We start from the raw sequence: 18,799 nt of genomic DNA on the forward strand, positions 1-18,799 counted from the left end.
ATGGCATTGACCAAAGCAGATATGGCCGAACATTTGTTCGAAAAATTAGGCCTCAATAAGAAAGAGGCTAAAGACCTTGTTGAATTGTTTTTTGAAGAAATAAAAGCGTGTCTTGAAGCAGGGGAACAAGTAAAACTGTCAGGCTTTGGCAACTTTGATTTGCGAACTAAAAATGAGCGGCCAGGTCGAAATCCTAAAACGGGAGAAGATATTCCGATAAAGGCTCGACGTGTGGTGACTTTTAGGCCCGGGCAAAAGCTGAAAAGTCGTGTGGAAAATATTCCGCCTGCAAAATAGTTTGCGTTCTTTCATTTCACAAAAACTCTTCAAACGTTCACTTTTAGTGAGCGTTTTTCTTATGTTTGCTTGTTCAGAACAAGAACCTCCGTCTACCAATAAAGCAGAATCAGAAAACATTACAATTGCAGAACAAAAAGCACCTTTACTATCATTAAATGAGTTGCTTGCTGCTCAAGATGTAAAATTATCATTAGCTGCGGCGGCTGCAGATGGAGACGACCAAGCCTTATTATATTGGCAACAAAAATTGCTAGATGCCGCAGATGAAGTGAATTTATTGGCTGCTGAGAAGGCCCTTATGCAAGGAGAGCAAGGGCTTGTGTTTCTTGCTTTTCAAGGTATGAAAACAAATTATCAAGCAGAATTTGAAGAAGCTTTTTATAATTTTTCAGACCTTGATGCTGTGTATCGAAAATATCCTGCATTTCAAGACATGCACGCGACATCTAAAGAACTAGTCGATAAACGAGACAAGCTTATCAAAGCGGTCGCCCAAGAGTTAATTGCTCAAGGCTTTGAAGGTGATGCACTTAAAGAGTCTAAACGCCAATGGCAGGTTTTTGTCTCAACAGAGCAAACACCCAACTAACAGAGCTAGAACTAGTCTGCAGTAGCTGAAAAGCGTAAACGGTGTTTAATGTCGCCAGGCAATAAGGGAGTATTCTGATGGCCGGCATATTCTAAGAAGCCTGCTTCAAAATATTTTGATAAAAAATGACCCGATTGACCTCCTGGAATCGTCAGTATGCCATTTTCTAACGCGTTTGGCCTGACTATTAAGCGTTGCGAAGCTCCAAAGCTCTTAGATTGGACAGCTGGCATATAGCTGTCACCAAATCCTTTCACTTTTGGCATGTTAAGCATGTCACCAAAGGGGCCAACACTTCCAGAAAACGGATGTCGTACCTCTAAAGCATTCACATTACCCCATGCAAGAGCTGTGTAGTCATTTCCTTCAAGGGCATATTGGTTGACTAAGCGTGATTTTGTTTGCTTGAAACTTTCTTGAAAAAATTGTTGATAGTTTTCATATTCAACAGGTAACCAACTATCTTCGTTTTGATCAATAAGAGCCCAAATTGCTGGTTCTATTCCTCTTAACATATACCTAACGGACAAATCATGTTTGTTCAGTTCTTTATTAATTGGCGCCAATAACATGTTAATCACTTCACTTCTAAACCTTCTTACAAGTGTATATCCTATGCTGTCTTCACATGCGCATGCATCCCACTCATTTAATAGTTTTATGTCATCTGCATATTCAGTTGGTGCTGCTTCCAGAGCCTGAAGTAATAAATTATGCCATGGACCTAAAAACACAGCTCTATTATCTAGGTGAATGTCATAAAAGTCCCGCTCAGTAAAATTGCTGTTTTCCATTAGAGAAGACACAATTTGTTTTTGTCTTGCACCTAAGGCATAACCGCCATTGCCATATCGGCCAATGTCCTTAGCGCTGACCATTCTTGCATTTGCACTCCAAACACGGCCACTATCAGGGCGAATCATATTGGCTGGGTTTGGTTCGGCTGTTTTCCATGAAGGGCTATAACTTTCCTCAGGTATAGCATGCCTAGCCACTGCCTTTCGTCCACTAATAGCACCAAGAAGTTGCCAAGCAACATCACCTTGACTGTCGGCTAAGACTAGGTTTTGCGCAGGAATACGGACCGAACGAGCTATATTTAATGCCTCATCAATATTTTTAGCTTTGCCAAGGTCAGCTAATTTCATATTAACGGCATAAGACTGATGAGCAACCCATGCAAGGGCATAGGTTTTGTCTTTAAAGCGTCTTACTGGGCCATATGGGCTAGTTTCAAAGGTATATTCTTCAACACCGTCTTTTAATTTTATTATTTCAGTAAGCTCGGTAATAACGCTTTCGTCCGATAATTCAATCCAATCAACATTGTCAATGCCCGAATTAGTGAAACCCCAAGCGATATGTTTTGAACTACCAACAATCACAGCAGGCGTACCTGGTAAGGAAACACCTGTTATCGAAATTGACTCACCATTTTCAACATAATTCAGTTGAGCTCGATACCATATTGAAGGTACAGATAGTCCTAAATGCATATCATTGCTTAACATGGCACCACTATTTTGAGTAAGTTCATTGGCAACGGCCCAATTATTACTCCCAATATCTGGAATTTCCTCAATTAATGTTTTTACATTAGCAGTATCAAAAGTGTCTTTGTTTGTTAAGGAGGGTGGTAATACTGGCACTTTTATAGGCTCTAAAGGTATGGTGCTTTGATCAATTGCTGCCTGATAGGTGCTTGGAAGAGTAAAAAAACGCAGCATCTCTTCACCAAAGATTTCATTTAGAATGCTTAAACGATAGTCTGTTTCGATTTGAGCGGCTTGAAGATCAAGATACATACTAAAACTAGCCAACAAACTGTCTTCTGGTGTCCATGGTATGAACGAAGAAGAGAGCAAGTAGTATTCAAGAGGTTTGGTCGAATATCCCTCAGCCCCGGCATTCACGCCAGCCGTATAAGTGCTTAACAACTTTTGCTCATGTGGGGAAAGTGATTTAAATATTGCCTTAGCGCGTTTTCTAAATTGATGTGTGCGGTGCTTTTTGTCACGTGGTAACGCTATGCGACCTACAAGCTCAGATAATTCTCCTGCAGCTTGTCGACGTAATAAATCCATTTGAAAGAGTCGATCTTGTGCATGTGCGTAACCTAAGGTAAATGCCGCATCATATTCATTTTGCGCAGAGACTATTGCGGTGCCCAAATCATCTCGTGCTAATTCGGTGTTTTGTATAAGCTCAGGGCTAGATAATTCTCCATCTAGTTGCGGTAAACTCGCATGAAGGCCCCAGTATAAAAGTATTGCTAATAAAACTGACACCGAAATTATGCTTATTATAAGCCACTTAAATATTCTCATTATTATTCCTTGGCATGTAAATGCAGACTAAACGGAGATGTCTTTAATATTACTTACAAAATTGCAGTATCTTGCAAGAACAAATAAAAAATCTGACAACCTGTTTAAATATGTTAACGCTATTTCATTGACTTCATGTTGTTTCGATAGACTGACTAATATTCGCTCGGCCCGTCTGGTTATTGTTCGAGCAACGTGTATTTGCGCCGCAATTTCTGATCCACCAGGCAATATAAATGAGGTTTGTGGTGGCAGTTTACTTTGCATTTTGTCGATATGAACTTCCAATTTATCAACACTACTTAAGTGCAATTTATCGTCATCAGAAATAGCAAAGCCAATTGCGAATAATTGTTGCTGGCATGTTTGTAAAGTATCTAGCCATTCGCTTGTTAATTCGTTAGTTTGTGAATTCGCGGCTCGAAGTTTTGCGACAATAAGCCCTAAATTTGCATTTAGTTCATCTAATGTACCATAGCAATCTAAAAGAATATCGTCTTTGCTAAGCCGCAATACTTCATGCGTATAAACAGCAGTAGTGCCTTTATCGCCTTGTTTGGTATAGATTTTCATGCCTATTCCTTTATTTCTTCTACAGGGGGTACGAACCTTTCTAAGCGAATAACAAATCCGAAAGCAGGATGATCAAAATAATGAATCTGTTTACTGATAATCCGACGACGCTGTTTCATTGGGAATGTTTCAAATTGGGCCTGTTCGGCCTCGTTAATTGCTATGCGATAATGCTTAAACTCAGAATCGATATGTAAATATGGGATTTGATTAACATAGTCTAAGTAGACTTTAAATAAACCTTCCATTTCCCAGTTTTGTTGATATGGTCGTGAAGATATTTCTTGTTGTTTTTCGATTGAGCTAAACCAGTCTACAGCTTCTTTATTTTCCAACTGACGTTTCAAGTTTTCAAAAAACTGGTCGTCTTGCATTTCAATTTGATTTTCATCAGCAAAATACGATTTTTCCCAATCATCGTAGCTCACTTTAGGTTTTAATCTTAATAACTTACCGGCTTTAATATGAAAAAATGGCGCGTTGTCCTCACCAAAGACGACGTTTTGACGCCAAGCGGTATAGAAAAGGCCTTGTATGTCTCTTTGCCTAAAAATACGCGATGCGACTTCTGTCGTCGTTGTCTCTTCCTTTGTGATCAAGTGTGTATAAGGTTTGAAAATAGCGTCTTTAGCAAAAACCTCTTGGGGAACAAAATCTTTTTCATGACCCAGACCAAGCGGTAAGGGAAATGCAAATTCGTTTTCATAATATGAATAAGGGAGGCGCTTTTGTTTATCAGCTTCCAACAAGCAGTGTAGGGGACTTGGCCCAGTTATTAATGTGTTATAAAGTTTATCGAAATGCGCTTCTGGTTGTTGTTGAAGCGCTAAATCGAGTGTAGGTTCAGAAAAATAATTAAGCATCGGATCTTTACATGGGGCTAACTCAATATTATGTTTTAGCGCTTTAATATACAAATCTACAGCCCAAATATCTTTAGAAGCCGTATTTGTAAATTGAAAGTCTGCTTGCGAAAAATCCTCATCATTAGAAGCGAGAATATTTCGTTTGAATGCGATGAATTCGACATTAAACCACCAGTCTTGCTGTTCTTGGCTAACACCATTATAAGAAAAACCTAACATGCATATTCCTAATATTGATAGAACAAATGCATTGCAAGATTTTATTATTAATTTGTTATCCATTCCTTAGCATCTCTCTCTATTTTTGGCTATTACATGCTTCGCACCAGTAATAAATCTGCGAAGTACTGCTACTTTATTTGACATTGCTTGCTTTGGCTAGCTTTTCGCACAATTCAAACACAAAATCACTTCTTGCATGTGTAGCAGGTGTACTTTCGATAAATCGGAGCTTTTGTGGACCATCAAAGCGATATTTCGATGGTTTACTTTGTATTAATTGTATTAAATAACCCGCGTCTACTTTAGTGTCAGCTGCAAACTCAATACTGCCACCACGTTCATTGGCTTCAATTTTATTTATACCTAAACGCTTGGCCAATAATTTAATCACTGACATTTGCACCAGATTTTTAGTAGCAACAGGCAATAAACCAAAGCGGTCGATCAATTCAATTTGAATGTCATCAATTTCTTCATTGCTTTTGCAATTAGCCAACTTTTTATACATGGCGAGACGCATATTTACATCTCCAATATAATCTTCAGGGAAAAGTGCAGGTATTCTTAACTCTACTTCTGTTTGTTTACCCAAAGTATCGGTTAGGCTCGGCTCTTTACCTTCTTTAAGCGCTTCGACGGCCGCTTCAAGCATTTCCATGTACAGATTAAAACCAACGGTGTTTATTTGCCCTGATTGATCATCGCCAAGCAATTCACCAGCGCCTCTAATTTCTAAATCATGGGTTGCAAGTGCAAATCCTGCACCCAAATCTTCTAAAGACGCAATCGCTTCAAGGCGTTTAGTTGCGTCCTTAGTCATCCGTCGTGGGTGAGGTGTGAGTAAATACGCATATGCCTGATGATGTGAACGACCAACTCTACCACGCAATTGATGCAACTGCGCCAGTCCCAAATGATCAGCTCTATTGATAATAATAGTATTGGCTGTCGCTACATCAATACCTGTTTCTATGATAGTTGAGCAAACTAATACGTTGTAGCGTTGATGATAAAAATCGTTCATTACATTTTCAAGTTCACGCTCGCGCATTTGACCATGCCCAATCGCAATTCTGGCTTCTGGTACTACTTCGCTTATATCGGCTGCTGTTTGTTCAATACTTTTGACTTCATTATGTAAAAAATAAACTTGGCCGCCTCTTAATATCTCTCTCATTATCGCTTCACGCACAATATCTTTATGCTTTTGTAGTACAAATGTTTTCACAGGTAAGCGTTTGGCAGGAGGCGTTGCGATAATCGATAGATCGCGCATACCACTTAATGCCATATTAAGCGTTCTTGGAATAGGTGTTGCGGTTAACGTTAATATATCAACGTCTGCACGTAAGGCCTTAAATTTTTCTTTTTGACGAACGCCAAAACGATGTTCTTCGTCAATAATAACAAGGCCTAAATCGTTGAAGGTCACGTCATTTTGCAGCAATTTATGCGTACCAACTACAATATCGACCTTACCCGATTGCAATTGTTCTAGTACCTGATTTTGGTCTTTGCTACTGACAAAGCGTGAAACAACTTCTATATTGACTGGAAATTGTGCAAATCGGTCTTTAAAGTTCTCATAATGTTGCTGCGCTAATAGTGTTGTAGGCACCAAAATAGCGACTTGTTTGCCATGCATGGCACAAATATATGCAGCTCGCATTGCGACTTCTGTTTTGCCAAAGCCGACATCGCCACAAACGAGTCTGTCCATGGCATTTTTACTGCCCATGTCTTGCAATACGGCATTGATAGCTTGTTCTTGATCAGCCGTTTCTTGATAGGGAAAACTGTCTGCAAATTTCTGGTAATCTGTCCAATTAATTGGATACGCAAAGCCTGGTTTAGCTGCTCTTTTTGCATATACATCTAATAATTGTGCAGCTACATCACGCACTTTTTCAGCGGCTTTTTGTTTGGCTTTAGACCAAGTGTCGTTGCCTAGGTGATGCAAAGGGGCGTGTTCGGCGTCACCGCCAGAATAACGACTGATTAGATGTAACGATGATACTGGTACGTATAGCTTTGCTTGCTTGGCGTACTCAATACTTAAGTATTCACTTGGTACACCGCCAGCATCGAGTGTTTGTAGACCTAAAAAGCGCCCAACACCGTGTTCCAAGTGGACTACTGGAGAGCCTTCGGATAATTCGGCTAAATTTCTTATTATGGCACTTTCGTCAATAGATGTTGTTTTGTTTTTTTGCTTACGCCTGCTTACTTTATGTCCTAGTAGTTGTTTTTCAGTGATGAGCAGTAGAGAATTTTTGCCATCTAAAATTTTAACGCTATCTTCTACCGAACCTACGCAAATACCCGGCTTTTTAATGTTTTTATATTGACTAAAATTGTCGACGGGAGAAAGCTCAATATTGGCTTTCAATAATATATTAATAAGGCTTTCTTTATGCCCAGCAGATTCTGCAACAAACATAACAGGGATACATTGCTCATTTGCTTGTTTTATTTCAGCTTGAATAGCCGCATAAGGGTTTGTGGCTAGGGTATCTATGCCTATGTTATTTATTTTTTGTGATTTAAAGTCAAGCTTTCCCTTGGTTGTCGCGAGATCCTTTGAAATATCATTTTTTGTGTCAATCTTTGCCCAAGGCCATGCTTTTAAAAAAGCGTTTACTTCTTGTTGATGGAGAAAAAGAGCAGTTGGTGTTAATAATGGCCGGGATAAATTGTACTTATACTGTTCGTAGCGATTTTCAACATCAAGACAAAATTTTTCAATGGCTTGATTAAGCCCGCCTTGATAAACAAAAATGGCATCTTCATGTAAATAGTCAAACAAACTTGCGGTCTGTTTAAAAAACAAAGGTAAATAGTATTCTACGCCGCCTGGCATTGTGCCTTTGCTTACTTGGCTTAATACGGAATCAGCTTCATTTTGCTTAATTTGATCGAAGTTATTTAAAAATTGTGTTCTAAATAGCGATAGTGCTTCTTTGTCTGTGGGAAATTCTCTCGCGGGAAGCAGTCGAATGTTGCTAACTTTGTCTAAACTTCTTTGAGTGGAAGGATCAAATAAGCGGATAGAGTCTATTTCATCATCAAATAAATCTATCCGGTATGGGTGATCACTGCCCATAGGAAACATATCAATAATTGAACCACGTATACAAAATTCACTGTGTGACATTACTTGCCCCACATGCAGGTAGCCAGCCTTCTCTAAATTCCGTCTAAAATCATTGGTGTCTAATCTTTCTCCTTCTTGAAGATATAGGAGATGTTTACCAATGTAGTCGACGGGGGCGAGGCGTTGCAACAAAGTGCTAATGGGCACCAAAAATATTCCAGGCTGTTTACGACTGAGTAAATACAGCGTTTCTAAACGTTTAGAAACAATATCTTGATGGGGCGAAAAATGGTCATAGGCTAATGTTTCCCAATGAGGGAAAATATGTAAATCGTCGGTTTTTTTGTCCAAAAAGAAGCTGATTTCTTTTTCCAACTGGTAAGCTTCTGCTGTATCAGTCGTTAAAACTATTAAAGGACCTTGATGCTTCTTGTAAGCGTTGGCGATAGCAAGTGGCACAGCTGCACCTTCCAGCCGATTCCAGTGCAAATGGTCGGGTATCTTGCGTTGATTTCTGGTTAGCGGAATTCTCGGTTCAAAAATAGACGACATATTTGTATTTTCTATACTTTTTTTGAGGAGCGTTAGTGAAAAAGAATGATATTATTGTGTATGCTGTTTGCGCAATGTTTGGGTCTGCAAATGCAAACTAGCGCGCACCAATAATTCTTGGTCGCGCTCCCGAATATGCGTGTAAACATAGCTAATGTCGGTTTGTTCCTCATTAATTTGCTCACATACTATTGCTTCAGCGAGGCAGTATATGGCTGCCGATTCAGATTCTAAAAACAGTTTTATTACGCGAGTCTCACCAAGATCCACTTTATTGTTTTGCCTAACAATGACACCGCCACCACCAAATTTTATTGCTGTTTGTCTATATTTAGGATCATCTTGTTGTTGCAAAATATAGCTCATCATCAAATCTATTTTTTTTGCTTGAAACTGCAAATAATCAACTAAATCATTTAATTTATCACCCAAATTTCTGAGCGGCTTTAGTGTTTGAGATTGAATTTCTGCCATTTCGCCCGCTATTTTAAAAGCGTAAGGCATAGAGTTCTCAAAATCTGCCATGGATATACTGCTAGGTTCTTTATCGCAAGGCAAAACGTTGACTTTTATATTAAAAGGAATCAAATAGAATTCATTAAACTGTTCAATCTTTTCTTCTAAAGTTGGCAATGTTCAATCCTGTTGTTTAAATTATTGTCTAATCTTGTGCCAGAGTATGCATTAGCTACTAAATAATAGTAGACTTATTATTAAATAACACTCTCTCTCGCAAGGTTTGCAATTATACATGTCTATTTCTGCTTTTATAGCACTACGCTATACTCAAGCTGGAACAAAGCAAAGTTTTGTTGCCTTTATCAATATGTTTTCAATCATCGGCATTGCGCTTGGCATTGCTGCGCTTATTATTGTGTTATCTGTCATGAATGGTTTAGAGGGACAATTAAAAAAGCGTATATTGGGGATCATGCCGCATGTCATTGTTGATGCTACTCCGCCATTAGTACTACCCAATGAAATTTCTACAAAAGTTATCACGCAACTTCTATACGTTGAGAGAGAAGTTATTGTGCAATCTAGAAATAATATCAATGGATTAATTGCTCAGGGTACCGATATTAGTGCGGCGGCAGAGCATTCAGTAATAGCCGAAAACGTCGTGTCAGGAAACTGGGATAGTATCAAATCAGGAAGTTTCAAAGTGGCAATTAGCCGTATTTTAGCTAATCAAATGGGGGTTGATATAGGCCAAGATCTCCGCGTTATAAGCACAAACGCGAGTCAATACTCTCCTTTAGGGCGAATACCAAGTCAACGTTTGGTGACAATTGGCGCAATTTTCAATGTGAATTCTGAAATGGATGATAAAGTGATAATCATGCATATTGAGGATTTAGCACGCCTTTCTCGACAAAAATTGACGGGATTTGGCCAAACAAGGATAGTATTAAAAGATGCATTTGACTATCAAAGCATATCGCAGCATTTAGATGAAAAAAGAATCAAATATCAGCTGTGGCGAGACCGTCAAGGGCCTCTGTTTGATGCGGTAAAGATGGAAAAAAACATGATGTCACTTATGTTAATGCTGGTAATTGCAGTGGCTGCTTTTAACGTGGTTTCAGCGCTTGTTATGGTTGTTTCGGAGAAAAAACCAGATATTGCTATCTTGCAAACACAAGGCATGTTGCCAACAGATATTATGCGAGTGTTTTTGTTTAACGGTATTTTTAATGGATTAAAAGGCGTTTTAGGTGGAGTGTTTTTAGGTTTGATTGGTTGTTGGAGCTTAAACTATCTGCTTGAAGTCTTGGGTACAAACCTTGCGTTTGGTGAAAACGGACAAGGTTTGCCTATCGATATACGCTACCAACAAATTATTATTATTAGCTTGGTTGCTATTGTACTTTGCGCGCTAGCAAGTTGGTACCCTGCAAAAAAAGCGCAGTCTATTACGCCTGCAAATAGCCTAAGTAATGAATAGGGCTATTAATTTATTATCCTTGCTATAAACTATTACTATCTTTTTTTTCTAGTTTAATATTGTGAGTATGTGCCGTGGCTAAAGTGTTTATAGATTCTTCTTCTTTACTGCAAGATTCTTTCAGAGTAGCGTCTAAAGTTTATCAAGACGGCTTTAGACCAGATTTCATTGTTGGCATCTGGCGAGGCGGCGCGCCTATTGGAATTGCCGTGCAAGAATTTTTTGAATATAAAAATGCGCCTACCGATCATATCGCAGTAAGAACGTCATCGTACTACGGTATAAATCAACAAAATAAAGAAATAAAAGTACATGGGCTACACTATTTGGTAGAAAATGCGAATGCCAATGACAAACTGCTTATTGTCGATGATGTGTTTGATTCAGGAAGAAGTATAGAAGCGTTAATCAATCAAATTCATGGCCTAATGCGATTAAATGCCCCTAAAGATATGCGTATTGCAACACCATATTATAAACCTAAAAACAATCGCACAATATCACAGATGGTTCCTGATTATTACGTTCACGAAAGTGAAGAATGGTTAGTTTTCCCTCATGAGTTATCGGGCCTGACGAAAGAAGAAATAGTGGAAGGAAAACAAGAACTTAGCCCGATTCTAGATATATTATTCGAAGACTAAGATAAGATGACTATTTTCCATCAATGTAAAATTTATCGCTAAAAGTTGCCACTAGGTCAGGTTTATAAACAATCAGACAAGTCATACTGAAACCGTTGAAAAAAGCTTCTGGAAATATCATTAATATGGTCATTTGAGTGTAATTGTAGTAAACCACGTCCCAGGTGAAAATGCCATCGGCTAGATAATATGCGCTTAGCCCAAGCATTTTCAAAGCAATCGTCAATGCACCTGGGAAAAATGCACAAACAAAAATATACACAAAAAACTGTCGATAAATACGATGAAAAGCGTACGAAAATACGGCATATGTTACGATTATCGGCAAAAATACGCCTATTAAACCATTTACACCAATCATCTGCCAAGTATCATTCCCAATTACTGTACTCATAATCAACACAAAACTACCTACTAGCATTGACCATCTGAAGCCTAATACTAGTGTGAGTGTAGATAACCATAAAAAATGAATAATTAGACCGTCATGTATGCTAATTCTGAACAACCATAAAACGAAAACACAGGTGGCTGCACCAAATACAATATGTTGCCATTTTCGATCTGTCATTAGTCGAGTTAGTTCTGTCTTAGTAACTATATAAACTAGTCCAGCAGCAAATAACAAAACAGCAATCATTTGTAATAGGGTCATCGACATAATGAGAAATACTTCCTCCGGTTAAATATAGCGCCATCTTATGGGTATTACGCTAGATATTACTTCAAATTAAAGCGACTTATAATACAAGAGTAGCAAAAGGCAGAGAAATATGGGAATGCAGTATAAAAATTGGCATGTAATCTTTACTGAATAAGCACATCTACTTTTTACTAGCGGTCAATGTGCCTCAGTTTCTGCTTCTGTGGCATTAATATCGGTTAAAGGTATAATGCCCGAATTCGCTAGCAATAAAGCCGGTTTAGCTTACCTATGCCATCAGATTTCCGACAAGAGTTTCCGTTTTTCGAAAATATAAAACTTGACTCTACCCCGCCAACAACTGTCTATTTAGATAGCGCGGCAACGAGTCAACGTATTAATTGTGCAATGACTGCTAGTGAAAATTATTACCGTCAATACAATGCAAATGTACACAGGGGTGCATACGAACTTGCTCAAAAAGCGACTAAGGTTTATGAACAAGCTCGTTCAAATATTGCAGAATTTATTGGCAGTAATGATAGTTCTACGCTTGTTTTTACAAGTGGTGCTACAGAAGCACTAAATTTGATTGCTAATGGTTTGACCCAAAACATGTTAAATGGAAAGCAAATAGTAGTGTGCGAAAGTGAGCATCACGCTAATTTATTACCATGGCAAGTCTTAGCAAAACGATTTAATTTAAAGCTAACAAGAATACCCTTGGCAGAAAATGGGCAGTTTGGTGAAGAGCAGTTACAATATGCTAAATCACTAATCACTGAAGATGTTGCATTATTGGCTATTGCTCATGCTTCTAATGCGTTGGGGAACATTTACCCAGTTGAAACCTTATGCCATTTGGCAAAAAGCGCGAATGCTATATCTGTAATTGATGGTACCCAAGCTGCAGCCCATCTCGATATTAATGTGACCAATATTAATTGTGATTTTTATGTGTTAAGTGGCCATAAAATGTACGCAGGTACAGGTGTTGGCGTTTTATATGGGCGTTTTGCCTTATTGCGTTTATTGACACCTAGCAAGGTAGGGGGAGAAATGATAAGTCATGCCTCATTTGATAATTTTGAAGCACAAGAGCCGCCCCTAAAATTTGAAGCTGGAACGCCTAATATTGCCGGTGTACTGAGCATGACAGAAGCTGCTTCTTTTTGTCGAGCTAATTTAAAGGCGATACAAAGTCACGAAAATGCTTTAGTCAATTATTTATATTCTCAGTTATCATCATTTAAACACATGCAAATATATGGCAATGAACAAAATTCCTTGCCTATTGTTGCTTTTAACTTGCTTCCATTTCACTGTAATGATCTAGCTTCCTATCTAGCGACTGAGGGCATAGCGGTTCGCGCTGGTCACCATTGTTGCATGCCATTAATGCAAACATTAAAAATTGAGGGTTGTGTGAGGGTTTCGATTGCTTGTTACAACACTTTTCAAGATGTGGACGACTTTATAGCCGCGCTAAGGCGATTTGTCGAATATATGACCGTTAGCGATAAAGAGAATCTATCAACTCAAACAACAACAAGCACAGGCAGTGATTTACACATTTCAACAGAAGCGCATACAAGTTGTAGCGATACAGAGAAACAATTACTAGCGATAGATAATTGGAATGAAAAACATCGTCAACTATTACTTATTAGTCGACACTTACCGATTTTGCCGCCTCAAGCGCGTACTGAAATAAATAAGGTCAGTGGATGTGAATCATCTGTTTGGCTGGCGTCATACAAGGGGCCTGCAAATAACTATCGTTTCCTTGCGTATTCAAATAGTAAAATTATACGAGGACTGTTGTTTGTCATCTTGGATAAAATAAATACACTTAACACGCAAACTATTGCTGAATTTGATATCGAAATGTATCTGACCTATTTGGGTTTATTCAAATTTTTCAGTAAAGGCAGAAGAGACGGCATTAGGCAAGTTATTAGACGGATACAAGAGGAAGTATGATTGTTAATATAAGACGTAAACACGGTGTTTAAAGTTTTATCTTAATGATAATATTCGACAACTAATTTTTAATACCTTTAAAGAGACAAATAAATGAAAATTGCTTTGATGATGGAAAATAGCCAAGCTGGTAAAAATCCTATAGTTAACGATGCTTTGATGAGCGTAGCTGATCCACTTGGACATCAGGTGTTTAACGTGGGTATGAATAGTGAAACTGACCATCATTTGACATATATACATTTAGGAATAATGGCGAGCCTACTATTGAATACAAAATCCGTTGATTTTGTTATAGCGGGTTGTGGCACTGGTCAAGGCGCAATGATGTCTCTTAATTTACACCCAGGTGTTTTTTGTGGTTATTGCTTAGATCCTTCTGACGCGTTTTTGTTTAATCAAATAAACAATGGGAATGCTCTGGCATTGGCATTTGCAAAAGGTTTTGGTTGGGGTGCTGAACTTAATGTGAAATATATGTTTGAAAAAGCATTAACAGGGGAGCGTGGAGCGGGTTATCCAAAAGAAAGAAAAGCACCACAAGTTGAAAATGCGGGTATTTTAGCTCAGGTAAAAGCGTCAATGTTAAAAAGTGATTATGTAGATGTGCTGAAAAGTATTGACCAAGATTTGGTAAAAACGGCTGTATCAGGTGAGCGTTTTCAAGCATGTTTATTTGAAAATAGTCAAGACCCTAAAATTACTGAATACATAAAAAGTTTACTTTAATCCGGATAATCATCTGTTTTTTGCTTCAATCCATTGGCTCATATATTTGCTCGCCAAAAATAGTTTGTTCCACAGGATCGATTGCACAAATAAATGTTGTCGATGGGTTTGTATATTCTGAACCGTCGACTGTAATACTGATAATAAACCTTTTTTAGCATGTTCACTGCTAGCGATATGATCTTCTAATGTTAGTTTTGCATGGCTGTGAGCTAATGACCAAGAATCTTGATTTGTATATAAAGCTACCGCTGCATCAATAAATGATTTGTTGTTTTCACAAATAGCGCCAGGCCATGTTTCACAAGGTATACCTTCAGCTCCTATGGGGCTGGTAACACTCGGTGTTCCGGTCATTATGGCGTCTAGCAGTTTCCCTTTGACGCCTGCTCCGTATGGAATCGGTGCCAACATCACTTTTGCTCGACTAATCACTTCAAATTGATCAGGAGCTTGATCATACACATGCAAACCAATCTTTGGTTTAGCATAGTGTTTAGCCTTTGGCGACAAATAGGAACCATAAACATGACAACTGATTTTGGGTTCTACATGCTTCAGTTTGTCATATATCGCTGGCCATAAATGTTCACTCAATAGTTTAAGACTATCAACATTAGGGGCATGACGATAACTGCCAATAAACATAAAGTCTTGTCTTTGTTCAAATGTGCGTATTGGTTTATGTTCGTGTTTACTATTAAAACAATAGGCGGAGGTAGAATCGATAAAAAAAGCATGATGAAACAATTGCTTTTGTGGTATTGCAAATAATGAATGCAATAAGTTAGCTTCAAAGTCTGAAAGAAGAAGGGTGATATCAGCTTGATATATGCAAGCAAGTTCCCTTGCAAATACAGAGTTTTCGCCGCAAAGTAGGGTTAGTTCGTTACAAATATCATTACTTTGCATAAAATTATGGTGTTCACAATGGCTGTCAAATTTATGAAGAGTAGACTGCTTATGGAGCATTTGACGTGCTTGTCTTAAAAAATGTAAGTCTTCTGCATCAAGCACTAATAAAGCGTCTGGGCACTGCTCTTTCACTCGCCAAGCAAATTGTTCAAAACACATGAAACGGTCAAAAATGACAAGGTCAGGATTTATTGTCTGCACTTGCTTGTTAAAACTTTCACAATTTAATTTACATGAAAAACAGCTTACGCCTTCACTATTTAAATCGAAGGAGTTGGGTGTTGTTTCTGCCGCACTGCAAAAATGGACATGATAACCCGCTGCCAAGCAGGACTGAATATAACTTAATATATTTTGCCCCGCGGCACTTGAGCGTGGCTCTGGCCAAACAAAACCTATAAATAAAACCTGCAACTATACTATCCTTGGTATATGGAATATGAATTGAGTAATGATAACAGGACAACCAAACGATATGCCAATTTCTAAATTAACACAAAATAACAGTATAGATGTTAGCGCAGAGCATGTGATATTAGGCGCAGGTCTAATTGGATGTTATTTAGGAGCCGCATTTATTCATGCATCTCAAAAGGTGACCTTAATTGCAAGGGAGAAGTTTGCAGACCAACTAAATAATAATTATTCAATTAGCGACTATGAAGGTAATAATCTAGTCATCGATTCTTTGCCAAAAATTGTGTCCCCTGAAGATGCAAACGTTTTGTCGCCACCAGCAGATTTTTTGTGGTTAACGATAAAGTGCTTAGCGCTTGAAAGTGCTATCAAAGTCATAAAGCGTTGTGTTGGACCAAATACGATTATTGTCTGTTGTCAGAACGGAGTTGAAAATCATAAAGTTATACAGCAGGCATTTCCTGATCATCGAGTCATAAGAGCAATGGTCCCATTTAATGTCATAAACGATGAAGTAGGTCATTTTCATAGAGGCTCTGAAGGCGATTTTGTCATTGAGCATATAGATACCATTGGTGATGAGGTGAAATGGCTGTCAAGACAATTAGATTCGGCCTTTCTCCCTACACAGATAACTTACGATATGACCGCTTTGCAATGGGCTAAACTACAACTCAATTTAGGAAATGCAGTCAACGCATTAGCAAACGTACCGGTAAAAACAATGTTAACTAACAGGCTTTATCGAAAATTGCTAGCTAAACTCATGATAGAACTACTATTTATTGTAAATAAAAAGAAAATAAAACTACCGAAAATCGCAAATCTGCCGAATAAGTGGATACCATTTGTATTAGTTTTGCCAGATTTTTTGTTTGAAAGAGTCGCCCACAAAATGTTGGAGATAGACCCAAAGGTCAGAACAAGTATGTGGTGGGATTTGCAGCAAAAAAAATTGACTGAAATTGACTATCTTAATGGATTAGTCGTGTCACATTCAAAGGCCCTCGGCGGCGAATCGGTTTTTAACGACTACGTTGTTAAACAGGTTAAAAGACGAGAGCGTGGAATTGATATCGATTCAGAGCAAATACTAGCTGAAATAACAGAATTACTTAAATAACAATACACTATTTGTAAAAGCATAGTGTGTTAGGGACCAAGAAGAATCATATGAACGCAATAGAGTATGCACAAAAAGCGAACGAACTTTATTCAGTACCTAATACTGCAAATCAATTGCGGTTACTTTTTGAAAAAGACGATTCAACAATGAAGGATATCTCTCATGTTGTCTCTACCGATCCCGGTTTGGCAGTACATTTATTAAAATATGCAAATAGCCCCATATTTAGGTTTGAACGCAAAATCGAGTCTCTTGAAAAAGCCATCCAAGTCATTGGCGTTAAATCCGTGTATGAATTTGCCCTTGTGTTTGGTATGAGTAATATGCTTACCAGAGAGCATATGAAATACATCGATATAGATAAGTTCTGGAAACAAAGTATTTTATGCGCTTTGTTTGGCGTATTCTTTGCTAAAAAGTGTAAAGAAAAAGACGTATCCAGATTATACACTAGCGGCTTACTACACAATGTAGGTGAACTTGCTGTGTTAAGAGTGACACCTACTATCGTTCGTGAATGCAACCGTTTGAATGAGGATTTATTACCTAAGCAATGCCAAGAGGAAGTATTGGGTTTTAGTTTTGCAGAAGTATCGGCATCCCTTATGCAACGCTGGTTAATACCTGATATTTTAGTTTCAACGATCGCTATGCAACATCATGATGACTTGCCAGCGGTTACGGTTGAGTCTCAGATCATTCAATTGTCGTATAGTTTAGCGGTAACCCAAACCTTCGATGAGTTTTACAATTTGCGTCACCACATACCTGCGTTTTTATATGAGAGTCTACATTTAAGTTTGGAGGATATTTCTGAAGCAATAGAAAATACCCAAGAAGAATTCGAAGCCTTGTCCTCTCTATTTAAAATGAGTGAACCAAAAGCGGCTTAATACTGACATTTAACCAATAATAGCCTTAATCAAATACGGCCACTGTTTGTCGCGATAAGGCGATCACTTCATCATGACTATCCCATATAGTCGCTTCTGTGTGAGCGTAACCGCCAGCAGCTTGTCTTGTATTAACCTTATAGGCAAACCAATCTTCAGGATTAAGGGGACGATGTGGATGAATAAACTCAAGGTTCCACGAAACAGTACTAGCAGGGGCTGGCCATCTTAACATTTGTAAAACAGTGGGTGGCCACGCATCTATAATACCAATGATATGTGCGTCGCTTAAGGTTTTTGGTGTTGTTTTATAACGCATCCACCCATGAATATGACTTGCTTTTTGCCCTGTGAATGGAACGCCACCATCAGTAAACGCTAATTCAAAATGTTTTAGAAACTTTGGCGTAACCTTTGGGATTTGTGGAATAAACTTGCCTTTTTTAGGTAAAGGCATATTTGAAACTTCGTGGTTAAGTACTTCAATTTTAGACTCACGGCTTTGACCAAAGCAAAATTGTGAAACTACACAAATTTTACCGTCTTGAATAGCTCGCGCCTGCACCTGACTTACATTTTTTCCAGCACGAATAATTTCTACCGAAATTGTAAAGGCTTGTTGAGACAAAAGCGGGCCGACGAAATTACAAGTCATCGATCGTAATAATCTTTCGTTATCAACATATGGTTTAGCCGCTGCGTATAACAATGCGGCTGAGAGGCCTCCATAAATCGTGCGTCCTTGCGACCAATCTTTTTCAACTATGATAGGAGTATCGCTAGTATTAATCACATTAGCAGCTAAGCTAATATAGTCATCTATATTCATAAATATGCCATTTCAACTGGTCTGATTTGTTAAATTGTTGTTTATATTTCTCAAATAGGCAAGTAAATAACATCACTTTGTTTATCAGTTATGTCAATATTCACAAATAATTTACATAAATTGGTGTTTGCTTGATAAATACGTGATTC

The 18,799-nt window shown here is 38.2% G+C and carries 16 protein-coding genes; 8 read left to right on the forward strand and 8 right to left on the reverse strand.

All coding sequences use genetic code 11. The features are described 5' to 3' along the window. Both RM552_RS04835 and RM552_RS04840 read left to right on the forward strand, forming a co-directional pair. Entirely contained in the window at positions 1-297 is a 297-nt protein-coding gene (locus tag RM552_RS04835) for an integration host factor subunit alpha (protein ID WP_311367645.1), read from the forward strand. Then, positions 269-889, forward strand: a complete 621-nt coding sequence (locus RM552_RS04840; RefSeq protein WP_311367646.1) for a hypothetical protein — start codon at positions 269-271, stop codon at positions 887-889. The genes RM552_RS04835 and RM552_RS04840 overlap by 29 nt, the downstream gene beginning before the upstream one ends. An 11-nt stretch (positions 890-900) precedes the next feature. Here RM552_RS04840 and RM552_RS04845 read toward each other — a convergent pair whose 3' ends face one another. The 5 genes from RM552_RS04845 to RM552_RS04865 form a co-directional block, all read right to left on the reverse strand. Next, the gene (locus RM552_RS04845; RefSeq protein WP_311367647.1) at positions 901-3,216 is read right to left on the reverse strand and encodes a penicillin acylase family protein; all 2,316 of its coding nucleotides are present in this window, start codon (positions 3,214-3,216) and stop codon (positions 901-903) included. A 27-nt stretch (positions 3,217-3,243) separates the two neighbouring features. Further along, complete coding sequence (locus tag RM552_RS04850) at positions 3,244-3,789, reverse strand: cob(I)yrinic acid a,c-diamide adenosyltransferase (protein ID WP_311367648.1); 546 nt, start codon at positions 3,787-3,789, stop codon at positions 3,244-3,246. A 2-nt stretch (positions 3,790-3,791) separates the two neighbouring features. Beyond that, positions 3,792-4,874, reverse strand: a complete 1,083-nt coding sequence (locus RM552_RS04855; RefSeq protein ID WP_311367649.1) for a CsiV family protein — start codon at positions 4,872-4,874, stop codon at positions 3,792-3,794. Positions 4,875-5,010: 136 nt separating this feature from the next. Then, complete coding sequence (gene mfd / locus RM552_RS04860) at positions 5,011-8,523, reverse strand: transcription-repair coupling factor (RefSeq protein WP_311367650.1); 3,513 nt, start codon at positions 8,521-8,523, stop codon at positions 5,011-5,013. 51 nt (positions 8,524-8,574) lie between these two features. Further along, positions 8,575-9,156, reverse strand: a complete 582-nt coding sequence (locus tag RM552_RS04865) for a PilZ domain-containing protein (RefSeq protein WP_311367651.1) — start codon at positions 9,154-9,156, stop codon at positions 8,575-8,577. A 118-nt stretch (positions 9,157-9,274) separates the two neighbouring features. On the opposite strand from RM552_RS04865, the gene RM552_RS04870 reads away from it, so the two are divergent. Both RM552_RS04870 and RM552_RS04875 read left to right on the forward strand, forming a co-directional pair. Further along, the gene (locus tag RM552_RS04870; protein ID WP_311367652.1) at positions 9,275-10,471 is read left to right on the forward strand and encodes an FtsX-like permease family protein; all 1,197 of its coding nucleotides are present in this window, start codon (positions 9,275-9,277) and stop codon (positions 10,469-10,471) included. Positions 10,472-10,545: 74 nt separating this feature from the next. Beyond that, entirely contained in the window at positions 10,546-11,115 is a 570-nt protein-coding gene (locus tag RM552_RS04875) for a phosphoribosyltransferase (RefSeq protein WP_311367653.1), read from the forward strand. Positions 11,116-11,125: 10 nt separating this feature from the next. Here the strand turns inward: RM552_RS04875 and RM552_RS04880 are convergent, their stop codons facing one another. Continuing rightward, a complete protein-coding gene (locus RM552_RS04880; protein WP_311367654.1) occupies positions 11,126-11,776 on the reverse strand; it encodes an energy-coupling factor ABC transporter permease in 651 nt (216 codons plus the stop codon). Positions 11,777-12,049: 273 nt separating this feature from the next. Here RM552_RS04880 and RM552_RS04885 point away from each other — a divergent pair, with 273 nt between their 5' ends. Both RM552_RS04885 and RM552_RS04890 read left to right on the forward strand, forming a co-directional pair. Beyond that, a complete protein-coding gene (locus RM552_RS04885) occupies positions 12,050-13,741 on the forward strand; it encodes an aminotransferase class V-fold PLP-dependent enzyme (protein WP_311367655.1) in 1,692 nt (563 codons plus the stop codon). Positions 13,742-13,834: 93 nt separating this feature from the next. Continuing rightward, positions 13,835-14,470, forward strand: a complete 636-nt coding sequence (locus tag RM552_RS04890) for an RpiB/LacA/LacB family sugar-phosphate isomerase (protein WP_311367656.1) — start codon at positions 13,835-13,837, stop codon at positions 14,468-14,470. Between the two features lie 9 nt (positions 14,471-14,479). Here RM552_RS04890 and RM552_RS04895 read toward each other — a convergent pair whose 3' ends face one another. Then, positions 14,480-15,799, reverse strand: a complete 1,320-nt coding sequence (locus tag RM552_RS04895; RefSeq protein ID WP_311367657.1) for a glycosyltransferase — start codon at positions 15,797-15,799, stop codon at positions 14,480-14,482. 37 nt (positions 15,800-15,836) lie between these two features. Here RM552_RS04895 and RM552_RS04900 point away from each other — a divergent pair, with 37 nt between their 5' ends. Further along, complete coding sequence (locus RM552_RS04900) at positions 15,837-16,925, forward strand: 2-dehydropantoate 2-reductase (protein WP_311367658.1); 1,089 nt, start codon at positions 15,837-15,839, stop codon at positions 16,923-16,925. A 50-nt stretch (positions 16,926-16,975) separates the two neighbouring features. Further along, positions 16,976-17,821: an HDOD domain-containing protein gene (locus RM552_RS04905; RefSeq protein WP_311367659.1), complete on the forward strand. Its 846-nt coding sequence runs from the start codon at positions 16,976-16,978 to the stop codon at positions 17,819-17,821. Between the two features lie 25 nt (positions 17,822-17,846). Here the strand turns inward: RM552_RS04905 and RM552_RS04910 are convergent, their stop codons facing one another. Beyond that, entirely contained in the window at positions 17,847-18,650 is an 804-nt protein-coding gene (locus RM552_RS04910; protein ID WP_311367660.1) for an acyl-CoA thioesterase, read from the reverse strand. Between the last annotated feature and the right edge of the window lie 149 nt (positions 18,651-18,799).

It is taken from the genome of Glaciecola petra (assembly GCF_031846345.1).
GTDB lineage: Bacteria > Pseudomonadota > Gammaproteobacteria > Enterobacterales > Alteromonadaceae > Glaciecola > Glaciecola petra.

What these genes read in the sequence shown, in the direction of transcription:
- mfd (WP_311367650.1), bottom strand. Translation starts at nt 8,523, where the DNA reads ATGTCGTCTATTTTTGAACCGAGAATTCCGCTAACCAGAAATCAACGC.
- RM552_RS04905 (WP_311367659.1), top strand. Translation starts at nt 16,976, where the DNA reads ATGAACGCAATAGAGTATGCACAAAAAGCGAACGAACTTTATTCAGTA.
- RM552_RS04835 (WP_311367645.1), top strand. Translation starts at nt 1, where the DNA reads ATGGCATTGACCAAAGCAGATATGGCCGAACATTTGTTCGAAAAATTA.
- RM552_RS04845 (WP_311367647.1), bottom strand. Translation starts at nt 3,216, where the DNA reads ATGAGAATATTTAAGTGGCTTATAATAAGCATAATTTCGGTGTCAGTT.
- RM552_RS04870 (WP_311367652.1), top strand. Translation starts at nt 9,275, where the DNA reads ATGTCTATTTCTGCTTTTATAGCACTACGCTATACTCAAGCTGGAACA.
- RM552_RS04900 (WP_311367658.1), top strand. Translation starts at nt 15,837, where the DNA reads ATGATAACAGGACAACCAAACGATATGCCAATTTCTAAATTAACACAA.
- RM552_RS04890 (WP_311367656.1), top strand. Translation starts at nt 13,835, where the DNA reads ATGAAAATTGCTTTGATGATGGAAAATAGCCAAGCTGGTAAAAATCCT.
- RM552_RS04910 (WP_311367660.1), bottom strand. Translation starts at nt 18,650, where the DNA reads ATGAATATAGATGACTATATTAGCTTAGCTGCTAATGTGATTAATACT.
- RM552_RS04855 (WP_311367649.1), bottom strand. Translation starts at nt 4,874, where the DNA reads ATGTTAGGTTTTTCTTATAATGGTGTTAGCCAAGAACAGCAAGACTGG.
- RM552_RS04850 (WP_311367648.1), bottom strand. Translation starts at nt 3,789, where the DNA reads ATGAAAATCTATACCAAACAAGGCGATAAAGGCACTACTGCTGTTTAT.
- RM552_RS04885 (WP_311367655.1), top strand. Translation starts at nt 12,050, where the DNA reads ATGCCATCAGATTTCCGACAAGAGTTTCCGTTTTTCGAAAATATAAAA.
- RM552_RS04880 (WP_311367654.1), bottom strand. Translation starts at nt 11,776, where the DNA reads ATGTCGATGACCCTATTACAAATGATTGCTGTTTTGTTATTTGCTGCT.